The following is an 18,561-nucleotide window of genomic DNA, read 5'->3' as shown; positions in this document are numbered from 1 at the left end:
ATTCAATGGCGATGGAAACACAGGACATTATTAAACGCTCCGCGACTAACCCTATCACTCCCGCGCCCCGCGCGCGGGACTTTAAGGCGGAAGTCGCCAAGCTTATCGATGTGTCATCCTGCGTGGGCTGTAAGGCCTGCCAGGTGGCCTGCTCCGAGTGGAACGATATCCGCGATGAGGTGGGGCACTGCGTCGGGGTTTACGATAACCCGGCGGATCTCAGCGCCAAATCCTGGACGGTGATGCGCTTTAGCGAAACCGAACAGAACGGCAGGCTGGAGTGGCTGATCCGTAAAGACGGCTGCATGCACTGCGAAGATCCGGGCTGCCTGAAGGCCTGCCCCTCCGCCGGCGCGATTATTCAGTACGCGAACGGCATCGTCGACTTCCAGCAGGAAAACTGCATTGGCTGCGGCTACTGCATCGCCGGGTGTCCGTTTAACGTCCCGCGCCTCAATAAAGAGGATAACCGGGTCTATAAATGCACGCTCTGCGTGGATCGCGTTAGCGTCGGTCAGGAGCCGGCGTGCGTGAAAACCTGTCCGACCGGGGCGATTCATTTCGGCAGCAAGAAAGAGATGCTGGAGGTGGCGCAGGAGCGGGTCAACAAGCTGAAGGCGCGCGGCTATCCGCATGCCGGGGTGTACAACCCGCCGGGCGTCGGCGGCACGCACGTGATGTACGTCCTGCATCACGCCGACCGGCCGGAGCTGTACCACAAGCTGCCGAACGAGCCGAAAATTGATACCAGCATCAATCTGTGGAAAGGGGCGCTGAAGCCGCTCTCGGCGCTGGGCTTTGTCGCCACCTTTGCCGGGCTTATCTATCACTACATCGGTATCGGACCGAACAAGGAAGTGGATGACGATGAGGAGGAACATGATGAGTAAATCGAAGATGATTGTGCGCACGAAGTTTATCGACCGCGCCTGTCACTGGACGGTGGTTATCTGCTTCTTTCTGGTGTCACTGTCCGGGATCTCGTTCTTCTTCCCGACCCTGCAGTGGCTGACGGAAACCTTCGGTACGCCGCAGATGGGGCGCATCCTGCATCCCTTCTTCGGGGTGGTGATTTTTATCACCCTGATGTTTATGTTCGTCCGTTTTGTGCACCACAACATCCCCGACAGGCAGGATATTCCGTGGCTGAAGGGGATTGTTGAGGTGCTGAAAGGCAACGAGCATAAGGTGGCGCGCGTCGGGAAATATAACGCCGGGCAGAAGATGATGTTCTGGACCATCATGAGCATGATTTTTGTGCTGCTGGTGAGCGGGGTGATTATCTGGCGGCCCTGGTTTGCGCACTATTTCCCGATTCAGGTCATCCGCTACGGCCTGCTGATCCACGCGGCGTCGGCGATTGTGCTGATCCACGCTATCCTGATCCATATGTATATGGCGTTCTGGGTGAAGGGGTCGATTAAGGGCATGGTTGAAGGCAAGGTGAGCCGCCGCTGGGCGAAAAAACACCACCCGCGCTGGTACCGCGACGTCGAGCGCCTGGAGGCGAAGAAAGAGAGTTCGCAGGGGATAAAATAGGCCTGCCGCGGAATTCTGCATGGCGCGACCGATGTCGCGCCATTTTTTTTAGCCTTCGCCGCGCAGGACCTCCAGCCCCACCCGCTGGCCGTAAGAGAGCTCGAGGGTATTGCCGTCCGGGTCGGCAAAGAACACGTAGTAGCCCACCGGCTCGCCGAGCTGCTCAGGCTCGCTGCGCAGCACCCCCTCGCGGCGCGCTATCGCGGTTTTTTCATCGATCTCCTGGCGCGTCGCGCAGGCTACCCCGAGGTGACCGAAGGGCCCGAGCGGGGTATCGGTGTGGCTATCCGTCTGCACCAGCACCAGGGCAAACGGGCGGGTGCGGTCACTCAGCCACGCCACGTGGCGCGCGGAGGGCAGATCGGGCGAGCGCCGGTGGATCACCTGCATTGCGGTGTAGCGGGTATAAAAATCGATACTTTTTTGCAGATCGCGCACCATAAAGGCGACGTGGGTAAAACCGCTGTCTACTTCCTGCATCATGCTGCTCCTGTAAGGTCGTTTTGTTCTGCCGACAACGGTAATACTTCAGGTTAACCTGAGGTAAAGCGCGAATTGTGCCATTGGCGATCGCCAAAAGGGGTAGGGCCAGGAGGCTCCCGCCGATGCGGGAGCCGGCGGGAGAGACTAGAAATGTTCCTTGATAAAACGGAAGGGGTACTCGCTGGACTTACTCTTGCCCGTTTTGCGCTTGGGCAATTTAACCGGATCGATATGCGGATCCTTGTAGGGGATCTGCGCCAGCAGGTGGGTAATGATGTTCAGGCGAACGCGCTTCTTCTCCTCCGAGCGGGCGACAAACCACGGCGCCCAGGCGGTATCGGTGGCGGCAAACATCGCGTCCCTGGCGGCGGTGTAGTCGTCCCAGCGGTTAAACGATTTGATGTCCATTGGCGACAGCTTCCAGATCTTGCGCCCGTCGTTGATGCGGTCGCGCAGGCGGCGCTCCTGCTCCTCCGGGGTGACCTCCAGCCAGTATTTCAGCAAAATGATCCCGGACTCGACCATCGCCCGCTCGACCATCGGCGCGCCTTCAAGGAATTTATCCGTCTGCTCGGGGGTACAAAAGCCCATCACCCGCTCGACGCCGGCGCGGTTGTACCAGCTGCGGTCGAAGATCGCTATCTCTCCGGCGGCGGGTAAAAAGGGAATATAGCGCTGATAGTAGAGCTGGCTCTTCTCGCGCTCGGTGGGGGCCGGGAGGGCGATAACCCGAAACACGCGCGGGCTGACCCGCTCGGTGATGGCTTTGATGGTGCCGCCTTTCCCCGCGCCGTCGCGACCCTCAAACACGATGCAGACCTTCAGCCCCTGGCTGACGACCCACAGCTGCAGCTTGACCAGCTCAACGTGCAGCTTGCGTAACGCCTTTTGATACTCTTTTTCGCCGAGCGGCTCGGTTTTACCGACGCGATTGATGGCTTTGCTCTTTTTCTTGTTTCCCATGGGCTCTTCTCCGTCGTGTATAGCGCCGGGTCAGCGCTCTACTATGAAGTGTAATAACGGCGCCAGCGGCCGACGGAAAATATTCATTCACCGCAGCCGCGCTGCCCGCTAATTAAGCGCCAGAGGCGATATTCATGCAGCGATCGCGCCGTTATATGGATAAAAATGTCACTTTACGTTTTTGGCTGGCCTGCCGCCGTCGAATGGTCAATAATGCCGACCGAAAGTAAAAACAAAGGGTTATACCGCCCGGGATTGACCTGTTTGCCACGTTGCCCGGCCTGCCGTCGCGCCCGTTTGCGGCCCGGGCAGGCCTGGGTTATTTAAGGTTCAGAAGTATGAAAAAGACTATTTTTTCGTTAGCGCTTGGCACCTTTGGTCTGGGAATGGCGGAATTTGGCATCATGGGCGTCCTGCCGGAAGTGGCCCACGACGTGGGGATCTCGATCCCCGTCGCCGGCAATATGATCTCCTGGTACGCCTGCGGGGTGGTGATCGGCGCGCCGGTGATGGCGCTGGTTTCGAGCCGCTTTTCGTTAAAATCGGTGATGCTATTTCTCGCCGCGCTCAGCATTATCGGTAACGCCATTTTTGCCTTCTCTGCGAGCTATCCCATGCTGGCGGTCGGTCGGCTGGTCTCCGGGTTTCCCCACGGCGCTTTTTTTGGCGTTGGCGCGATTATCCTGTCGAAAATAGCCCCGCCGGGAAAAGTCACCGCGGCGGTCGCCGGGATGATAGGCGGGATGACGGTAGCGAATCTCATTGGCGTGCCTGCCGGAACCTGGCTCGGGCACCAGTTTAGCTGGCGCGACACCTTTATGGCCCTCTCCCTATTTAACGTCGCGGTCTTCCTGTCTATTATCCGCTGGGTGCCGACGCTGTTTGATAAAGCCACGACGCGATTGCGCGAACAGTTTTACTTTTTAAAATCACCGGCACCGTGGCTGATATTTGCCGCGACGCTGTTTGGTAACGCCGGCGTATTCGCGTGGTTCAGCTATATCAAGCCGTTTATGATTAACGTTGCCGGTTTTTCCGAAGGCGCGATCGTCTTTATTATGATGCTGGTGGGTCTGGGAATGGTGCTGGGCAACGTGCTCAGCGGCAAAATTTCCGCCCGCTTTAGCCCATTGCGCATTGCCGCCGCCACCGACGGCATGATTGCCGTGGTGCTGCTGCTGATGTTTATCTTCGGCGATCGTCAGCCGGCGGCGCTGCTGCTGGCCTTTATCTGCTGTACCGGTCTGTTTGCGCTGGCGGCGCCGCTGCAAATCCTGCTGCTGCAAAACGCCCGCGGCGGGGAGATGCTGGGGGCGGCGGGGGGGCAGATTGCCTTTAACCTCGGCAGCGCGATTGGCGCCCTGTGCGGAGGAATGATGCTGACCTGGGGCTTTGGCTGGAGCTCGGTTGTGCTGCCTGCCGCCTGGCTCTCCTTCCTCGCCATGAGCTCGCTGCTGATTTACGCTCGCTATCAGCGCAGCCTTCGCTAGCCGTCGCGCGCCGCTTCCGGTGCGGCGCGCGAGGCCGAAGGTTTAATCCGTAAACGGCTCGCCGAGGGTCAACATCAGGCGGTTTGCCCAGGCGAAAAATGCCGCGGATTGCAGCAGGTCGAGCTGGGCGAGGGTATCGAGCCCCTGGCGTTCAACGGCGGCCAGATGACCGGGGCCGAGCGCCGACGGGGTGACAGAGATCGCCGCGGCAAAATCAATTTCCGCCTGCCAGCGCGCCGACTGGCCGTCGCCGAGGTTATCTCCCGGCGTCACCGCCAGCAGGGTTTCCACCGCCGTCTCCTCTTTTGCCAGCTGGGCCGCCTTGCGGGCGTGTACCGAGGCGCAATAAATACAGCCGTTAATTTTGCTGGCCACCGTAGCCGCCAGCTCCCTTTCGGCGCGCGGCAGCCCGCCCGGCGTGTAGAAGATGCCCTTGTCGGTCAGCGTGCGCTGCTCCAGCAGCGGCTGGTTGCGGGCCAGCAGGCGAAAGTAGGGCGAGTCGCTGTGGCCATATTTCGCCAGGATGTTGCGTTCCTCCTCGCTGAATTCCTCCAGCGGTTTGGCGGCGATCCACGGTTCCCAGCTCAGCTCGTCGCGGGTGAAGTGCACCGGCGCACGCTTACCGCTGACCGTCTGCGGCGCGGTATGCCAGAAGCCGGCAACCACCGGCGTCTCCGCGCTGACCACCGGCTTACCGTTTAGCAGCCGCAGCCCGGCGATCAGCCGGCTCTGGAAGCTCACAAAGGCGATCAGCTGGGCGAGGGTGACCACCGCCCGCAGGCTCCAGCCGGCTTGGGTTAACGTCTGCAGCGCCGCTGGCGTGGCCTCGATCGGGGTAAAGGTCAGCAGGCGGGCAAATCCCAGCGCCGGGATCAGCCGCGGCGAGGTCGGGTCGGCAAGACCGAATCCGGCGTAGTGGGCGGCGAGGGCGTCGGCCTGGTGCAGCTTGGCCACCTTTGCGGCCACCGCGAAGCGCTCGCTCAGCGGGAAATCCTCCTCCTCCTGACCGAACAGCGTTTCATAGCTGCCCTGGGCATGGCGGGTGGCCGCTTCGCGCACCGCGCGGGCCTCGGCCAATGCGGAATTCGGGGCAATATCGGCCAGCTCAGCCAAAATATCCTGACTCAGTGTCATGGTGACTCCTTACTGTAGTTGCGGGGCAATATGCTGAGCGATCAGCTCAATGGAACGCAGCGTGTCGCGATGCGAAGGTTCAACGGAGTGGACCTGGAACGAAATATCGGTTACCCGCGCCAGCACGCTATCCTGCGCCAGCGAAGCCTTCACCTGTTCGACATCGCCGACGTGGGCATCTAGCTGGGAGAGATAATCTGTGACGGTGTCACCAACAAGCTGATGTCCGGCAGCGCGGTGCGCCGCTGCCTGACGACGCAGGCCCGGCTCCGCCACCTGCAGGGCGTACTGCCGGCTGTCGGCAACAAACGCGGTTCGTGAGGCGAGGATCCTCGGTGCGATCCCCGCCGGGAGCGCGCTGAGGTAGGCGTCGATAATCGGATTCTGGATGGCGTCCAGCGGCAGCTGCGGCTGACCGACGGGGCGCGGCTGGGTGCGGGAGAGCATCAGTCCGTGCCCGGCCTGGCCCGCGCGGATAGCCCCTTCGGCGGAGAATGTGGCAATCCATATGCGCTCGGCGAGCTGCGGCGCCGGCGGGTAGAGATGGTTATCCGGATGGGCCAGCGAATCGCCGCGCCAGGCGCTCTGAATCAGATGCAGGTGTTCGGCGAAGACCTCTCCCCGCCGTTCGCTGGTGAGGCCAAAGGGTAAAAACGAGGTCGGCGTGCCGCCCGAACCAAAGCCTACTTCCAGCCGCCCGTCCGCGAGCAGATCCAGCACCGCCGCGTCTTCGGCAACGCGCAGCGGATTTTCCATCGGCAGGGTTATGATGGCGGTGCCAAGGCGAATACGCTCGGTATGCGCGGCGGCATGGGCGAGAAACACCAGCGGCGACGGCAGGCCGCCCTCATGCTCATGAAAATGGTGCTGCGCAATCCACGCGCTATCGAAGCCGAGTCGTTCGGCGTGGCGGATCTGCTCGGTCGCCAGGCGATAGCGCTCCTTCGGCGCCGCGTCGTCCAGCAGACGGGTGAAAAAGCCCAGACGTTTACGCGTCATGCAACCTCCTTGCTTGAGGTGGAAAAGTGAGGAATAGCGGCGATAAGCTCGCGGGTGTAATCATGCTGCGGTGCGGCGAACAGGCGGCCAACCTCACCGTGCTCGACAACCTGGCCGGCGCGCAGCACCGTCACGCTGTGGGCGATGCGGCGCACCGTGGCCAGATCGTGGGTAATAAACAGATAGGTCAGCCCCAGCTGCTGCTGGAGCTGCTGCAGCAGGGCGAGAATTTGCGCCTGCACCGTGACGTCGAGCGCCGAGGTGGCTTCATCCAGCACCAGAATGGTCGGCTCCAGCACCAGCGCGCGGGCAATCGCCACCCGCTGGCGCTGGCCGCCGGAGAGCTCGCGGGCGGTTCGCCCCAGCAGCTCGGGGGCGAGGGCGACCCTGGCGGCAACCGCCTCGACGCGGGCGCGCCGCTGGGCCGGGCTGAACCGGTCAAAGTTTTTCAGCGGCTCCTCGATAATTTCCTGCAGCGTCTGGCGCGGGTCGAGGGAGGCGAACGGGTTTTGGTAGACGAACTGAATTTTGCGCCGCAGCTGGCGCTGCGCTTCGCGGCTTAAATGTCCGGCATTGATGCCGTCAATGGCAATCTCGCCGCTATCGGCGCGCTCAAAGCCGAGCAGGATCCGCGCGAGGGTGGTTTTCCCTGAACCGGATTCGCCGACCAGCGCGTGGGTGCTGCCGCGCCGCACCTCGAAGCTCACGCTGTCCAGCGCCTGCAGATGCGAATGGCCTAGCGTGAAGCGTTTGCTGACGCCTTCCAGGCGAATAGCCGGCGTCGCCATCCCGCGCCCGCCTGCCGGGGCGATGGTGAGGTTTTGCCCCCGCAGGTCGCTGAGCAGCTGGCGGGTGTAGGCGTGCTGCGGCGTGCGGATCACCTCTGCCGTTGCGCCTTGCTCCTGAATCTCGCCGTGGCGAAACACCAGCAGGCGGTCGGCGCGCTGCGCCGCCAGCGCCAGATCGTGGGTGACAAACAGCACCGCGGTGCCGGATTCCCGGCGCAGGGTATCGAGCAGGTCGAGAATGCGCTTTTGTACCGTGACGTCGAGGGCGCTGGTGGGCTCGTCGGCAATGATTAAATCCGGCTTCAGGGCGATGGCTATCGCGATCAACACCCGCTGCTTCATGCCGCCGGAGAGCTGGTGCGGATACTGGTTAAAGCGCTGCTCGGGATGGCTCAGGCCGACTTTTTCCAGCAGCGCCAGCACCTGACTCTTGCGCTCGGCGGCGCCGTGCTTTTGATGCAGGCGGAGGATCTCCCCGACCTGGGCGCCGATGGTCTGCACCGGGTTCAGCGAGTTGCCCGGGTCCTGAGGCACCAGGCTGATGCGCGCGCCGCGCAGGCTATCGAGCCGCTTACCCGACCAGCCGCTGATATCCTCGGCGTTGATGAGGATCTTCCCGCCGTCGCGGCGGGCGTTATCCGCCAGCAGGCCGATAATCGCCTGGGCGGTGGTGGTCTTGCCGGAGCCGGACTCGCCGACAAATGCCAGCATTTCGCCGCGCCTGACGCTAAAGCTGACGCCGTGCACCACCTCGCGCCACTGCTGCCGGGAGCGGTAGCTGATGCGCAGGTTTTCGACGCTTAATACGTTCATGCACGTTCTCCGCTAAATTGGCGGCTGATGCGGTTGGCGGCGAGCACCACCGCCACCACCGTCACGCCGGGGAAGGTGGTCAACCACCAGGCGGTTGAAAGATAGTTACGCCCTTCGGCAATCAGCAGCCCCCATTCAGGGACCGGCGGCGGGGTGCCGTAGCCGAGAAAGCTCAGGGTCGAGAGCGCGAGGATCGCCTGACCGAACTGCAGGGTGGCGAAGGCCAGCACGGCGGTCAGCGAGTTCGGCAGAATATGCCGCCAGAAGACGGCGAAGAAGGTCCCGCCGCTGCCGTAAGCCGCCTCGACATAATCGCTATGGCGCACGCGAACCACCTCCGCCCGCGCCAGGCGGGCAAAGCTGGCAATCGCGGCGACGCCAACGGCCACGGCGGCGTTAACGGTGCCGAAGCCGAGGATGATGATCACCGTGAGCGACAGCAGCAGCGAAGGGATCGCCAGCAGGACGTCAACCAGCCGCATCACCACCGACTCCACGCGTCCGGCGGCGGCCCCGGCAAGGGTGCCGAGCGCGCTGCCGACGATCAGCCCGATGGCGACCGCCGCCAGCGCCGCGCTGAGGGAGTGCACGGCGCCGTAAACAATCCGCGCCCACAGGTCGCGACCCAGCTGGTCGGTGCCGAGCCAGTGTCCGGCCTGCGGCGCCAGGCGCTGGGCGCCGGGTATCCCTTCCAGCGGGCTATAGGGAGTAAAGAGCTGCGGCGCGACGGCCAGCAGCACGGCGGTAACGATGACCGCCCAGGCCAGCCATAGCCCCGGCTGCAGGCGCAGGCTGCGCCGGCTAAACGTCCGGCGGCGGGCGGCGATAGCGTAATCGACCAGGCTCATAGGGCACCTCCGGCAAGCGGTTTCAGACGAGGATCGAACAGCGGCATCAGCAGATCGACCAGCAGATTAATCAGCACGAAGCCGAGGGCCGAGATCATCACCACCGCCTGCAGGACGGCGATATCCTGATTATTCACCGCCTGCTGGGTGAGCTGCCCGAGGCCCCCGCGACCAAATACGGTTTCGGTAATCAGCGCCCCGGCGATCAGCTCGCCCAGCAGCAGGCCGGCGATGTTCAGCACCGGCAGCAGCGCGTTGCCGATGACGTGTCGCCACAGCACGCCGGTTTCGCTCATTCCTTTGGCCCGGGCGACGGCGACGAAGGGCTGGGCGGCAACCTGGTCCATGCTGCGCAGCAGTATTTGCGCCAGCGGCGCGGAGATCGGCACCGCGACGGCAATAATCGGCAGGATCAGCCCCTGTAGCGGGCTGGGATTGATCACCGGGATCCAGCGCAGCTGGAAGGAGAACAGCTGAATCAGGGCGATGCCGAGCCAAAAGGTGGGCAGGGAGATAAACAGCACCGGCAGCGATTGCAGGGCGTTACTCAGCCAGCGTAGCCCCGGCAGCCGGGCGGCGAAGGCGAGGGTAAACGCCAGCGCGATCGCCGCGATAAAGGCCGGGAGCGCGAGGCTCAGAGTTTGCGGAAGATTGCTGGCGAGCAGGGCGTTGACCGCGATCCCCGCCTGCAGCGAGTAGCCAAAATCTCCGCGCAGCATCGCCAGCAGGCTGTGCAGGTACTGCCGCCACAGCGGGCTATCGGCGCCGTAGGCGAGGCGCATTTCGGCAATTTGCGCCGGGCTGAGGCCAAGGTCCGGATTCTGGAACTTGATCAGCACCGCATCTCCCGGCAGAACCTGCAGCAGCACGAAGGAGAGGGTGAACGCCGCCCACAGCACCAGGACACCCTGGCCCAGCCGGCTGAGAAGATAGTGGCTCATCGTCGGCTCCTTAGCGCTTGTCGAGCCACGCGCCGTAGAACGACGGGCGGCCAACCGCTTCAAAACTGACGCCTTTCACCCATTTCGCTCCGGCAAAGACCTGCGGCTCCTCAAAGATAGGGATCACGTAGGCGTTATCCAGCAGATAGCGCTGGGCGTCGCCGGTCAGCTGCAGGCGCTTTTGCGCGTCAACCTCGGCGGAGATGGCGGTGAGCAGGGCGTTGAGCTTATCGTCGCGGAAGCTCTGCACCTTGTCGCTGGAGCCGCCTTTTTGCAGCAGGGCATCGCGGTTGCCCGGGAAGAACATGCTTTTCACTACGTCAGGGTCGGCGCGGCCGACTTCGGACACGGTGAGCGGCGTTTTCAGCGGATCGAGGTTATCGAGGGTGCGGCTGCCGGCGTCGCCGGCCTTGACGCTGAGCGCCACGCCGACCTGCCGCCACTGTTGAGCAACCAGCTGCAGCACCTCTTTATTTTGCGGCTGCGGCAGCGATTCGTAGACCGTCAGCGCCAGCCGCTGACCGTCTTTAGCGCGGATGCCGTCGGCGGCCGCCTTCCAGCCCGCTTCGTCCAGTAGAGCGTTGGCCTTAGCCGGGTCGAAGGTTAGCCTGTCGCTGAGGTTGACATAGCCCGCCGCCGAGCTGGCGATGGCCGAGGTAGCCTGCGGGTAGTTGGCGGAAAACAGGGTATCGACGACCTGCTTTGCGTTAGTGGCATGCAGCAGCGCCTGGCGCACGCGCAGGTCGGAAACCAGCGGGTTGTCCGGGCGGAAGCTCAGGCTGTCGTTCACTCCGCGCGTTGGCGCGGCGTAGATGGTAAAGCCCTGGTCGGTGGTCTGCTTTTCATCGTAGGCCTGCACCTGGCGGATAAAGTCGGCCTGGCCCGCCAGCAGGGCGCCGATGCGCACGCTATCTTCCGGGGTGACGATAAAGGTAATGCCGTCGAGGTTCGCCGGCCCCTGCTGCGGCAGATTTTTGGGCCCCCATTGATAATCCCTGCGGGCAACCAGCGTCAGCTCGCGTCCCGGCTTTTCATCTTTAACGCTGAACGGTCCGGAGCCGATAATATTGCGCGCGTCGCCGAGCTCTTCGAAGTTGCGCTGCAGCGTGCTAAGCGACACCAGCCCCGAGCCGATGGTCGCCGTGCCCTGCAGGAAGCCCGGCGACGGCTTTTTGAAATAGAACTTTACCGTCAGCGGGTCGATGACCTCGCTGCGATCGTAGTTGTTTATCACCTCCGAGACCGGCAGGCGGTGGGCTTTATTCCCCAGGCCGTAGGTATCGAAGTTTTTCGCGACCGCGTTGGCATCCAGCGGGGTGCCGTCGGAGAAGGTGACGCCGGGGCGCAGCCTGAAGGTATATTCGGTTTTGTCGGCGTTGGTGGTCCAGCTTTCGGCAATCCACGGCTCGACCGCTAAGGTTTTGGGATTCTGCCAGGTCAGCTTGTCGGTGATCTGGTTGAGGATCCCGCCGTTGGGGTAGAAGCCGCCGGCGGGCGGATAAAGGTTGGTGTGCGGCTGCTGCTCAAGATAGATCAGAGTGCCGCCTTTAACCGGCGTATCGGCGGCCCAGGCGGAAAAGGCGCCTGATAAAAAGAGTGCTGCCAGCGCGGGCAGGCGAAAACGGCTTTGCATGGTGAATTCCTTTGTTATCTATTGTGTTGTCATCATCCGGCGCGGTTATTGACAAAGGAACGAAGGAATTGCGCTAAGCATGTGCGTAAAAAGCATTAATCCGCTTTAGTATTCAAATGACGCCGGCGTTGGCGGGATCCTCTTTTGCCGCTTTACTAAAGGGCGAATGCGTTAAGGATTTTTTATTTTGTCGGCTGGCACTAATCCCATTATTTAATAAAAAGATTGAGATGATACTTAAGGTTGATAGATTAATGGCTGATAAGTGAATGTTGCTAAACGGGAAAAGGGTAATGCTGAAATATTTACTGGCGCTGGCAGTGGCGGTATTGACCGGCTGTACCGCGGCGCCGAATTTACCGCCGACCGATACCATCACGAAAGTTAAGCCGATCTCGGCCGGTATTATTGCGGTGTCCAATAAATACACCTATCGCTTTTATCGCGACGGCGCTCCGCAGGAGTACCAGCGCTACAGCAGCTTCTACCAGCGTTTTAATAAAGTCGCCGCGGGCGTGCGGGTAAATTTTGCGGTTGAGCAGCATGAGGTGGTGGCGGAATATCTGGTGGTGCTTGATAAGCGTAAGCTGGACGCGGCGCAGCAGGCGATATTAACCCATGAATATAAAGCGACGGCGCTGGATAGTGAACATCTCGGCGTGTTGTTTAAAGCTTCCGGCTACTGGACGGCAGGGAATCCGAACGAGCTGGAAGAGTCCTGGCGACTCTCCAGCCCGGTGGTAGTCTCGATCAACGATCGAACGCAAACCCTTTCTACTCTCGGAACCATCGCGCTGATCCCGCTGGTGCCGCTGTTCCCGCTGTACATGATGTACGGCTGCGCGACCGGGCCGTGCGTATAGCCTGAGCAGACGCCTCTCCCCGATTCGGGAGAGGCGCAGGGGCTAGCGGCGGAAGTCGATAACCATCCGGCCGCGGATCTGCCCCTGTTCCATCTCTTTAAAGATGGCGTTGATATCGCCCAGCGGGCGCAGCGTCACTTTCGGCACGACTTTCCCTTCGGCAGCAAACTGGAAGGCCTCAATCAGGTCCTGACGGGTACCGACCAGCGAACCCACCACTTCGATGCCGTCCAGCACCAGTCGCGGAATGTCGAGGATCATGGCTTCCGGCGGCAGGCCAACGGCCACCACGCGGCCGCCGGCGCGCACTGCGTCAACGGCAGAGTTGAAGGCGGCCTTCGCGACGGCGGTGACCACCGCGGCATGGGCGCCGCCGGTCTTCTCCTGAATCACCTTCGCCGCATCTTCACTGCGGGAGTTGATGGTCAAGTCGGCGCCCATCTCTGCGGCCAGCTTCAGCTGCTCGTCGTTGACGTCGATGGCGATAACTTTGGCATTGAAGACGTTTTTCGCATACTGCAGCGCCAGATTACCCAGGCCGCCGAGGCCGTAAATCGCGATCCACTGGCCCGGCTTGACGTGGGAGACCTTCACCGCTTTGTAGGTTGTGACGCCGGCGCAGGTGATGCTGCTGGCCGCCGCAGAGTCGAGGCCATCCGGCACTTTTACCGCATAGTTGGCGGTGACGATACACTCTTCCGCCATGCCGCCGTCAACGGTATAGCCGGCGTTTTTTACCGAGCGGCAGAGCGTTTCGTTGCCGCTGTTACAGTAGTCACAGTGGCCGCAGCCTTCAAAGAACCATGCCACGCTGGCGCGATCGCCGGGTTTCAGCGAAGTGACGCCGGGGCCGACCTGCAGAACCACGCCGACGCCCTCATGTCCGAGGATGACGCCGGTCTTATCACCAAAATCGCCGTTTTTGACGTGCAGGTCGGTGTGGCAGACGCCACAGCAGTCCATTTTCAGCAGCGCTTCGCCATGTTGCAGGGGACGCAGCGTTTTTTCCGTTACATTGACCTGATGATCGTGAGTCACAACGGCAGCTTTCATGTTTTCTCCTTGATATTAGTGACAAATTACGTCTCGTTCTTTGTGAATAATACTCATTAAGGATTAACTCTTATGCCGCGCAATGCAAGTTTGATAGTGAAAAATGTGGTATCAATCAGAACGGATAGCAAAAGGTTCGTTTTTTAGTCAATATTATGGCTATTAATATTTGTGTCATGAATTGGTCATATTCCTTTCATGGCCGACCGGCAGGCTGTTAGCGGACAATTTCTTATAACAACAGAGTGATAACCCAATGCATCTGGTAAAAAGCATCCTCGCCGCAACGCTGCTCCTCTCCGCCACCGCTCAGGCCCACAACGTGCTGGATTTCCCGCAGCCGGAAAACAATCCGGAGGAGTTTTATGCGGTTACTGAAATTCCGACCGGCGGTATTATCAAATATGAAACTGACGCCAAAACCGGGTTTATCATCGCCGATCGCTTCCAGTCGATGCCGGTGGCTTATCCGGCCAACTACGGCTCGCTGACCCAGTCGCTGGCCGGCGATGGCGATCCGCTTGACGTGGTGTTCTATACCCGCGCGCCGATGGCGCCCGGCACCTTGATTAAGCTGCGGGCGATTGGCGTACTGAAGATGATTGATGGCGGCGAGAAGGACGATAAAATCATCGCCGTGCCGGCCAGCAAAATTGACCCGACCTATGATGATATTAAGAACATCAGCGATCTGCCGAAAATGGAGCAGGAGCGTCTGCAGGCCTTCTTCCGGGTCTATAAGCAGCTGCCGGAGGGCCGCAAAAAGGTCGAGCTGAACGGCTTTAACGACGCCGCGGCGGCGAAGCAGGAAATTAAACAGGCATGGGATGCCTGGAAAGCGAAGCAGCCGCAGTAATCTGCCACACGCCGCCCGGCCCAGGCTTGACGCCGTGGGTCGGGCGGGTTGGGTGTTAACTCAGTCTGGCATTGATTTCCGCGATCTCCTCTTGCCACCGCGCCTGCTGCTGCGGTTTCTGATGCTTAGGCTTGCGCGCCATATCCTCGGCCAGGCGCTGCTCCAGGCTAATCAACCGTTCCAGCAGCGCGTCGCTCTCCTCTACGCGCGTTACCGCTGCCGGCGCCTGCGCTGACCGCTCGCCGCGACCGGTCGCATTGCCCAGCCGGGCATAGACCTCGTCAACGTCGTGCCATTCGCTGAGGCCCTGGTCGTCGATAAGCCAGAAGCGGTTGCAGCTGCGAGCGATCAGCTGGCGGTCATGGCTGACCAGCAGCAGGCCGCCGGGGTAGTCCCGCAGCGTATCCGCCAGCGCCTCTTTGCCTTCCATATCAAGATGGTTGGTGGGCTCATCTAACAGCAGCAGGCTATAGCGCGCCAGCGACAGCCCGACAAACAGCAGCCGGGAGCGCTCGCCTCCGCTGAGGGTGCTGACTTTCTGCGCGTGACGAGCCCAGCCGAAGCCGGCGGAAATCAGCGCGCGCTTGCGCGCCTCCGGCGCCGGAGCGAAGGCCTCAAGCGCCTCCAGCAGGCCGTGATTGTCATCCAGCTGATGCAGCGTCTGGTCATAGTAACCCGGGCTAAGGCGGGGGTGCAGGCGCAGCCCGGCGTCCGGCGTCGGCTGCTGCAGCTGTCGCCACAGCAGGCGCAGCAGCGACGATTTTCCGCCGCCGTTGCGGCCCATGATGGCGACCCGATCCCCGCTTTTCAGCCGCGCCAGCCCGGTGGTAAAGAGGGCGGGCAGGCCCGGCGCCGGCGGGACCGGCAGTCCTTCCATCTCCAGCAGCCGGTCGGCCTGCACCGCGTCGCCGTGCAGCGCCAGCCGCCACGGCGTTCCGGCGGTCACGCTGGTTTGGTTCTCCTGCAGACGCAGCACCTGTTTTTCCATCTGTTTGGCTTTGCGCGAGAGATCTTCGTTGTCATAGACCTGGCCCCAGGTGGCTAACCGCCTGGCGCTGGCGGTGACGCGGTCGATCTCCTTTTGCTCGGCCCTATGGCGCAGGGCGTCGCTTTCGTCCTGCTCCTGCAGCGCCCGGCGAGCGGCGCTGCAGGGAAGAGAGAAGGCGTGCAGGCTGTTGTCGCGCAGGATCCAACTGCTATTAGTTACAGCATCCAATAGGAGGTTATCGTGCGACACCACGACGAAGCTCCCCTGCCAGGTTTGCAGGAAGCTTTCCAGCCACAGCAGGGTAGGCAGATCGAGATGGTTGCCGGGTTCATCAAGCAGCAGCAGGTCAGGCTGCTGAATCAGGGCTCGCGCCAGCAGCAGCCGGGTATGCTGGCCGCCGCTGAGTGTGGCCGCCTGCTGCCCGAAGCTGCCGTCGTCAAAGCCCATTTCAGCCAGCAGGCGCTCCGCCTGCCAGCGATGGTTTTCCCGACCCGCGGCGGGGAGGCGAGCAAGCACCGCCTGCACCAGCGATTGTGCTAATACCGCCTGCGGCAGATGCTGCTCCACGCGGGCCATCAGGCAGTGGTTAGCCAGCGCCACGCGGCCGGAATTGGGCGTAAGCGTGCCGTCGAGCACCTGCAGCAAGGTACTTTTTCCGCAGCCGTTATAGCCAATCAGGCCAACGCGGTCGCCTTTTTTGAGGGTAAAGGAGAGATCGTTGAATAAGGGGCCAAATGCCGTTTCAACGTACAGAGATTGTGCGGTTAAGAATGTGCTCATTGTGAACTTACTCAAGAGTTACAGGCATGAAAATGCCTCGTCAAACATCGCTGACGATAACCCGGTAAGCCCGAGGGAAGGGGATTAAGGTTTGGTTTCTTCGCTCAAGCTAAAGTTATCGCAGCACGATACCGATAACGCTTGAGGGGGTACGATCGCCAAATGTATGTGAAAAATTAAACATTTCACAGTACGGCATGGGATCCTCCTTTTTTATTCAGTTAGTTGATGGGTGCAGGCAGTGTAGATGAAGCAAAGCGTTTTGGCTAGTTAAATGAACTTTAACGTATTGTTCTATTTAATTGCATATGACATATCGGTCTGATGCTCAAAATGGTGAGCGGTTATTATATGGCGCCAGGTAATATAAGTAACTTAATTTTTACCTTGCTCATTTTTATGAGTGCTTTACTCAAGCTCAAGTATTCTATCAATGACATGATCTCTTCCTTGTTCTGGGTAAGTTAATCTTGACTTAGCATCCTGAACAGCCGAACGTATGCGCTTCCGTTCTGTCATGTCTGTATTTAGCATTCTTCCATATAGTGCACTGGCTGCATGATAAGCTATAAAAGGTTTTTCGAGATTTATTCGCTCTGCCAACCAGTCAATATAATTAGAATCGAAGCTCATCTGTAATATGCATATCGCAGCAAGCCGCTCGCCAGCAAGATGGCTAGCTATAAGTTTAGGTAGCATAAAAAAAGCAGCTTGACCTAATTGACGCATGCTGCTTGCAATTTCTGTCATGCGTTTTGTTCTCTGGGGACTTGATGGCATCTCATAACGAGTTTTGTCATAGTCTGCGGCCAGATCGTGTATTTTATCCATGATTGTTGACTCTGCTTTTCCTGGTGGAATAAACCCTGCTATACGTTCAGCATTTTCTTTCTCTTCTTTTGATGGAAGCAAAGGACCATTACTACTTGATGTTTGGCTTGCCGTAGCACTAATTACATTATTAAAAAATTCTGAGATTAATTTTTTATCTGAAGTGTTGAAAGCTTGTTGCAAATAAAGTCGAGTATAAAAATAGCCATAGAAAAAACCAATAATAAGACAGCCCAGAACCAAAGGTAGTCCTATGTTTTTTGCGATATCGTTTGTATATGGAATGAGTGATAATTCAATTCTATTACTGATATTGATAATAAGTTCACCAATTGATTTTGCATTAACAAGTGATAACCCAACTATGATTTTTGTTAACCAGTCTGATATTTCCTCAAGATTTGTGTTCGGTTGAGGGTCTCTGTTTCTGCCAGTATTTGCTGAAGCTTTGTCATTTTCTGATTTGGATTTCCCAGAGCGCGGGAATCCAAATAAAAAACCTAAAGCTGTCCCAAGTGAAATACATGCCATACTCCATAATAGCAACACACCGAGGTTCATTATATGCAGTTGCGGAATGCAAATTAAAATTATACCTGTTAATCCACTGATGAGTAGCGGATAAAGAAAATTCATAGAAAAATGGAGATCAAACAAAGGATCGTCTTTTTTTATTTCCTTAAATGAAAATATGCGTTGTAAAATATTTGCCATGGTATTTCTTAGTGCATTGAAATAATAAGCTATCATGATGACATCAACCTGGTTTACTCATTGGGTTTATAATGCTGCGATTATAAATAAAAACTAAAATGCAGATTGATATTTAATTAATGTTTAAAACTCAATTTGTTATGTAAGAGCTAGATTAAATTTTCATTTCGCCATTTTATCAATGTGGACTCGGCCACTTCAAAATGCATTGCATCTTCATTTGAAAAACTTACTCCCCAATACCATCCTCCGGCATTAAAATATTTTGAGAGAATTAGAAGGCCACGGAGACACTTATCATCACTTTGTTTATCAAGTATACCTGATAATTTGATATCTATTGCTAAACCCCAGGAATGATTCGAAGGATTGTCACCAAGGTGAAGAGTGCCATCTTTCCGCTTAATTTTGACTTTACGGGCACATAACATTCCAGCCGTACCTAGTATTGCGTAAAGGTCTGGTAATTCATTTTTTACAGAAGCTAAAATATCGATCAATGACTTCAGTGCCACATCAATGCCCGTACACTCAAATGGACCTACTGACTGCGTAACGATTCTATTTTTAAAGGGGCCAATAACAGGCTGACAATCACCTGTGTAATTATTTCTGGGTTCTCCAAGAAGACTTCTCAATGTGGACAATTTCGGTGGACTAAGACCAACATTCACACTATTAACTTGAGGTTTATCTATCAGTTCAAGATACTTATTCATTATTCCTCCGATCAGTGCTTGCTAGCGTTTCGAAGATGACACTGATAGAATAGATTAAAAATTTAATTTTTTGCAATATCCCGATAAATAAAATCATTTATTCTTTTATAAATCTAAAATATAACC

General features: G+C 58.5%; 17 protein-coding genes. 5 read left to right on the top strand and 12 right to left on the bottom strand.

From position 1 onward, the window contains the following. Positions 1-5 precede the first annotated feature (5 nt). Both fdxH and fdnI read left to right on the top strand, forming a co-directional pair. Positions 6-890 (top strand): formate dehydrogenase subunit beta, encoded by an 885-nt coding sequence (fdxH, locus tag MMW58_RS15325; RefSeq protein ID WP_128878248.1) that lies wholly within the window; start codon positions 6-8, stop codon positions 888-890. Continuing rightward, complete coding sequence (gene fdnI, locus MMW58_RS15320; RefSeq protein ID WP_241723733.1) at positions 883-1,539, top strand: formate dehydrogenase-N subunit gamma; 657 nt, start codon at positions 883-885, stop codon at positions 1,537-1,539. Before fdxH ends, fdnI begins: the two co-directional genes overlap by 8 nt. Positions 1,540-1,587: 48 nt before the next feature. Here the strand turns inward: fdnI and MMW58_RS15315 are convergent, their stop codons facing one another. Together MMW58_RS15315 and ppk2 are read right to left on the bottom strand one after the other, a co-directional pair. Next, the gene (locus MMW58_RS15315) at positions 1,588-2,019 is read right to left on the bottom strand and encodes a VOC family protein (RefSeq protein WP_041145426.1); all 432 of its coding nucleotides are present in this window, start codon (positions 2,017-2,019) and stop codon (positions 1,588-1,590) included. A 147-nt stretch (positions 2,020-2,166) separates the two neighbouring features. Further along, a complete protein-coding gene (gene ppk2 / locus MMW58_RS15310) occupies positions 2,167-2,985 on the bottom strand; it encodes a polyphosphate kinase 2 (RefSeq protein WP_241721539.1) in 819 nt (272 codons plus the stop codon). A 338-nt stretch (positions 2,986-3,323) separates the two neighbouring features. On the opposite strand from ppk2, the gene araJ reads away from it, so the two are divergent. After that, positions 3,324-4,475 carry an MFS transporter AraJ gene (araJ, locus tag MMW58_RS15305; RefSeq protein ID WP_241721538.1) on the top strand — a complete coding sequence of 384 codons (1,152 nt, stop codon included), beginning with the start codon at positions 3,324-3,326 and terminating at the stop codon, positions 4,473-4,475. A gap of 42 nt (positions 4,476-4,517) precedes the next feature. Here the strand turns inward: araJ and MMW58_RS15300 are convergent, their stop codons facing one another. Genes MMW58_RS15300 through MMW58_RS15275 form a run of 6 tightly spaced genes read right to left on the bottom strand, consistent with a single transcriptional unit; the run spans position 4,518 to position 11,631 of the window. Continuing rightward, on the bottom strand, positions 4,518-5,609 hold the full coding sequence (locus tag MMW58_RS15300) for an alkylhydroperoxidase domain protein (RefSeq protein WP_241721537.1): 1,092 nt from the start codon (positions 5,607-5,609) through the stop codon (positions 4,518-4,520). 9 nt (positions 5,610-5,618) lie between these two features. After that, complete coding sequence (locus tag MMW58_RS15295; protein ID WP_241721536.1) at positions 5,619-6,608, bottom strand: putative FMN-dependent luciferase-like monooxygenase; 990 nt, start codon at positions 6,606-6,608, stop codon at positions 5,619-5,621. Next, positions 6,605-8,209 carry a dipeptide ABC transporter ATP-binding protein gene (locus tag MMW58_RS15290; protein WP_241721535.1) on the bottom strand — a complete coding sequence of 535 codons (1,605 nt, stop codon included), beginning with the start codon at positions 8,207-8,209 and terminating at the stop codon, positions 6,605-6,607. The genes MMW58_RS15295 and MMW58_RS15290 overlap by 4 nt, the downstream gene beginning before the upstream one ends. Further along, complete coding sequence (locus MMW58_RS15285) at positions 8,206-9,057, bottom strand: ABC transporter permease (protein WP_133599852.1); 852 nt, start codon at positions 9,055-9,057, stop codon at positions 8,206-8,208. Before MMW58_RS15285 ends, MMW58_RS15290 begins: the two co-directional genes overlap by 4 nt. Next, complete coding sequence (locus MMW58_RS15280; RefSeq protein ID WP_133599851.1) at positions 9,054-9,998, bottom strand: ABC transporter permease; 945 nt, start codon at positions 9,996-9,998, stop codon at positions 9,054-9,056. The genes MMW58_RS15285 and MMW58_RS15280 overlap by 4 nt, the downstream gene beginning before the upstream one ends. Before the next feature lie 10 nt (positions 9,999-10,008). Further along, entirely contained in the window at positions 10,009-11,631 is a 1,623-nt protein-coding gene (locus tag MMW58_RS15275; protein WP_241721534.1) for a TIGR04028 family ABC transporter substrate-binding protein, read from the bottom strand. Positions 11,632-11,924: 293 nt separating this feature from the next. Between MMW58_RS15275 and MMW58_RS15270 the strand changes: the two genes are divergently transcribed. Continuing rightward, the gene (locus tag MMW58_RS15270) at positions 11,925-12,494 is read left to right on the top strand and encodes a hypothetical protein (RefSeq protein WP_133599850.1); all 570 of its coding nucleotides are present in this window, start codon (positions 11,925-11,927) and stop codon (positions 12,492-12,494) included. Between the two features lie 42 nt (positions 12,495-12,536). Here MMW58_RS15270 and adhP read toward each other — a convergent pair whose 3' ends face one another. Continuing rightward, the gene (gene adhP, locus MMW58_RS15265) at positions 12,537-13,547 is read right to left on the bottom strand and encodes an alcohol dehydrogenase AdhP (RefSeq protein ID WP_241721533.1); all 1,011 of its coding nucleotides are present in this window, start codon (positions 13,545-13,547) and stop codon (positions 12,537-12,539) included. A gap of 256 nt (positions 13,548-13,803) precedes the next feature. Between adhP and MMW58_RS15260 the strand changes: the two genes are divergently transcribed. Further along, positions 13,804-14,403: an inorganic diphosphatase gene (locus tag MMW58_RS15260; protein ID WP_241721532.1), complete on the top strand. Its 600-nt coding sequence runs from the start codon at positions 13,804-13,806 to the stop codon at positions 14,401-14,403. Between the two features lie 55 nt (positions 14,404-14,458). Here MMW58_RS15260 and MMW58_RS15255 read toward each other — a convergent pair whose 3' ends face one another. From MMW58_RS15255 to MMW58_RS15245, 3 genes are all read right to left on the bottom strand, one after another. Further along, positions 14,459-16,171 (bottom strand): ABC-F family ATP-binding cassette domain-containing protein, encoded by a 1,713-nt coding sequence (locus MMW58_RS15255; protein WP_241721531.1) that lies wholly within the window; start codon positions 16,169-16,171, stop codon positions 14,459-14,461. A gap of 408 nt (positions 16,172-16,579) precedes the next feature. Beyond that, positions 16,580-17,716 carry a hypothetical protein gene (locus tag MMW58_RS15250; RefSeq protein WP_241721530.1) on the bottom strand — a complete coding sequence of 379 codons (1,137 nt, stop codon included), beginning with the start codon at positions 17,714-17,716 and terminating at the stop codon, positions 16,580-16,582. A 149-nt stretch (positions 17,717-17,865) separates the two neighbouring features. After that, the gene (locus tag MMW58_RS15245) at positions 17,866-18,435 is read right to left on the bottom strand and encodes a M15 family metallopeptidase (RefSeq protein ID WP_133599845.1); all 570 of its coding nucleotides are present in this window, start codon (positions 18,433-18,435) and stop codon (positions 17,866-17,868) included. Positions 18,436-18,561 lie beyond the last annotated feature (126 nt).

It is taken from the genome of Klebsiella sp. HC6 (genome assembly GCF_022605325.1).
In the GTDB taxonomy this organism is placed as follows: Bacteria; Pseudomonadota; Gammaproteobacteria; order Enterobacterales; family Enterobacteriaceae; genus Klebsiella; species Klebsiella terrigena.
The sequence above is the reverse complement of the archived record's forward strand: the minus strand, read 5'-3'. Positions and strand labels throughout refer to the sequence as shown.

Bases quoted from the DNA above. Each gene is read 5' to 3' on its own strand.
- fdxH (WP_128878248.1), top strand. From the start codon at position 6: ATGGCGATGGAAACACAGGACATTATTAAACGCTCCGCGACTAACCCT.
- fdnI (WP_241723733.1), top strand. From the start codon at position 883: ATGAGTAAATCGAAGATGATTGTGCGCACGAAGTTTATCGACCGCGCC.
- MMW58_RS15315 (WP_041145426.1), bottom strand. From the start codon at position 2,019: ATGCAGGAAGTAGACAGCGGTTTTACCCACGTCGCCTTTATGGTGCGC.
- ppk2 (WP_241721539.1), bottom strand. From the start codon at position 2,985: ATGGGAAACAAGAAAAAGAGCAAAGCCATCAATCGCGTCGGTAAAACC.
- araJ (WP_241721538.1), top strand. From the start codon at position 3,324: ATGAAAAAGACTATTTTTTCGTTAGCGCTTGGCACCTTTGGTCTGGGA.
- MMW58_RS15300 (WP_241721537.1), bottom strand. From the start codon at position 5,609: ATGACACTGAGTCAGGATATTTTGGCTGAGCTGGCCGATATTGCCCCG.
- MMW58_RS15295 (WP_241721536.1), bottom strand. From the start codon at position 6,608: ATGACGCGTAAACGTCTGGGCTTTTTCACCCGTCTGCTGGACGACGCG.
- MMW58_RS15290 (WP_241721535.1), bottom strand. From the start codon at position 8,209: ATGAACGTATTAAGCGTCGAAAACCTGCGCATCAGCTACCGCTCCCGG.
- MMW58_RS15285 (WP_133599852.1), bottom strand. From the start codon at position 9,057: ATGAGCCTGGTCGATTACGCTATCGCCGCCCGCCGCCGGACGTTTAGC.
- MMW58_RS15280 (WP_133599851.1), bottom strand. From the start codon at position 9,998: ATGAGCCACTATCTTCTCAGCCGGCTGGGCCAGGGTGTCCTGGTGCTG.
- MMW58_RS15275 (WP_241721534.1), bottom strand. From the start codon at position 11,631: ATGCAAAGCCGTTTTCGCCTGCCCGCGCTGGCAGCACTCTTTTTATCA.
- MMW58_RS15270 (WP_133599850.1), top strand. From the start codon at position 11,925: ATGCTGAAATATTTACTGGCGCTGGCAGTGGCGGTATTGACCGGCTGT.
- adhP (WP_241721533.1), bottom strand. From the start codon at position 13,547: ATGAAAGCTGCCGTTGTGACTCACGATCATCAGGTCAATGTAACGGAA.
- MMW58_RS15260 (WP_241721532.1), top strand. From the start codon at position 13,804: ATGCATCTGGTAAAAAGCATCCTCGCCGCAACGCTGCTCCTCTCCGCC.
- MMW58_RS15255 (WP_241721531.1), bottom strand. From the start codon at position 16,171: ATGAGCACATTCTTAACCGCACAATCTCTGTACGTTGAAACGGCATTT.
- MMW58_RS15250 (WP_241721530.1), bottom strand. From the start codon at position 17,716: ATGGCAAATATTTTACAACGCATATTTTCATTTAAGGAAATAAAAAAA.
- MMW58_RS15245 (WP_133599845.1), bottom strand. From the start codon at position 18,435: ATGAATAAGTATCTTGAACTGATAGATAAACCTCAAGTTAATAGTGTG.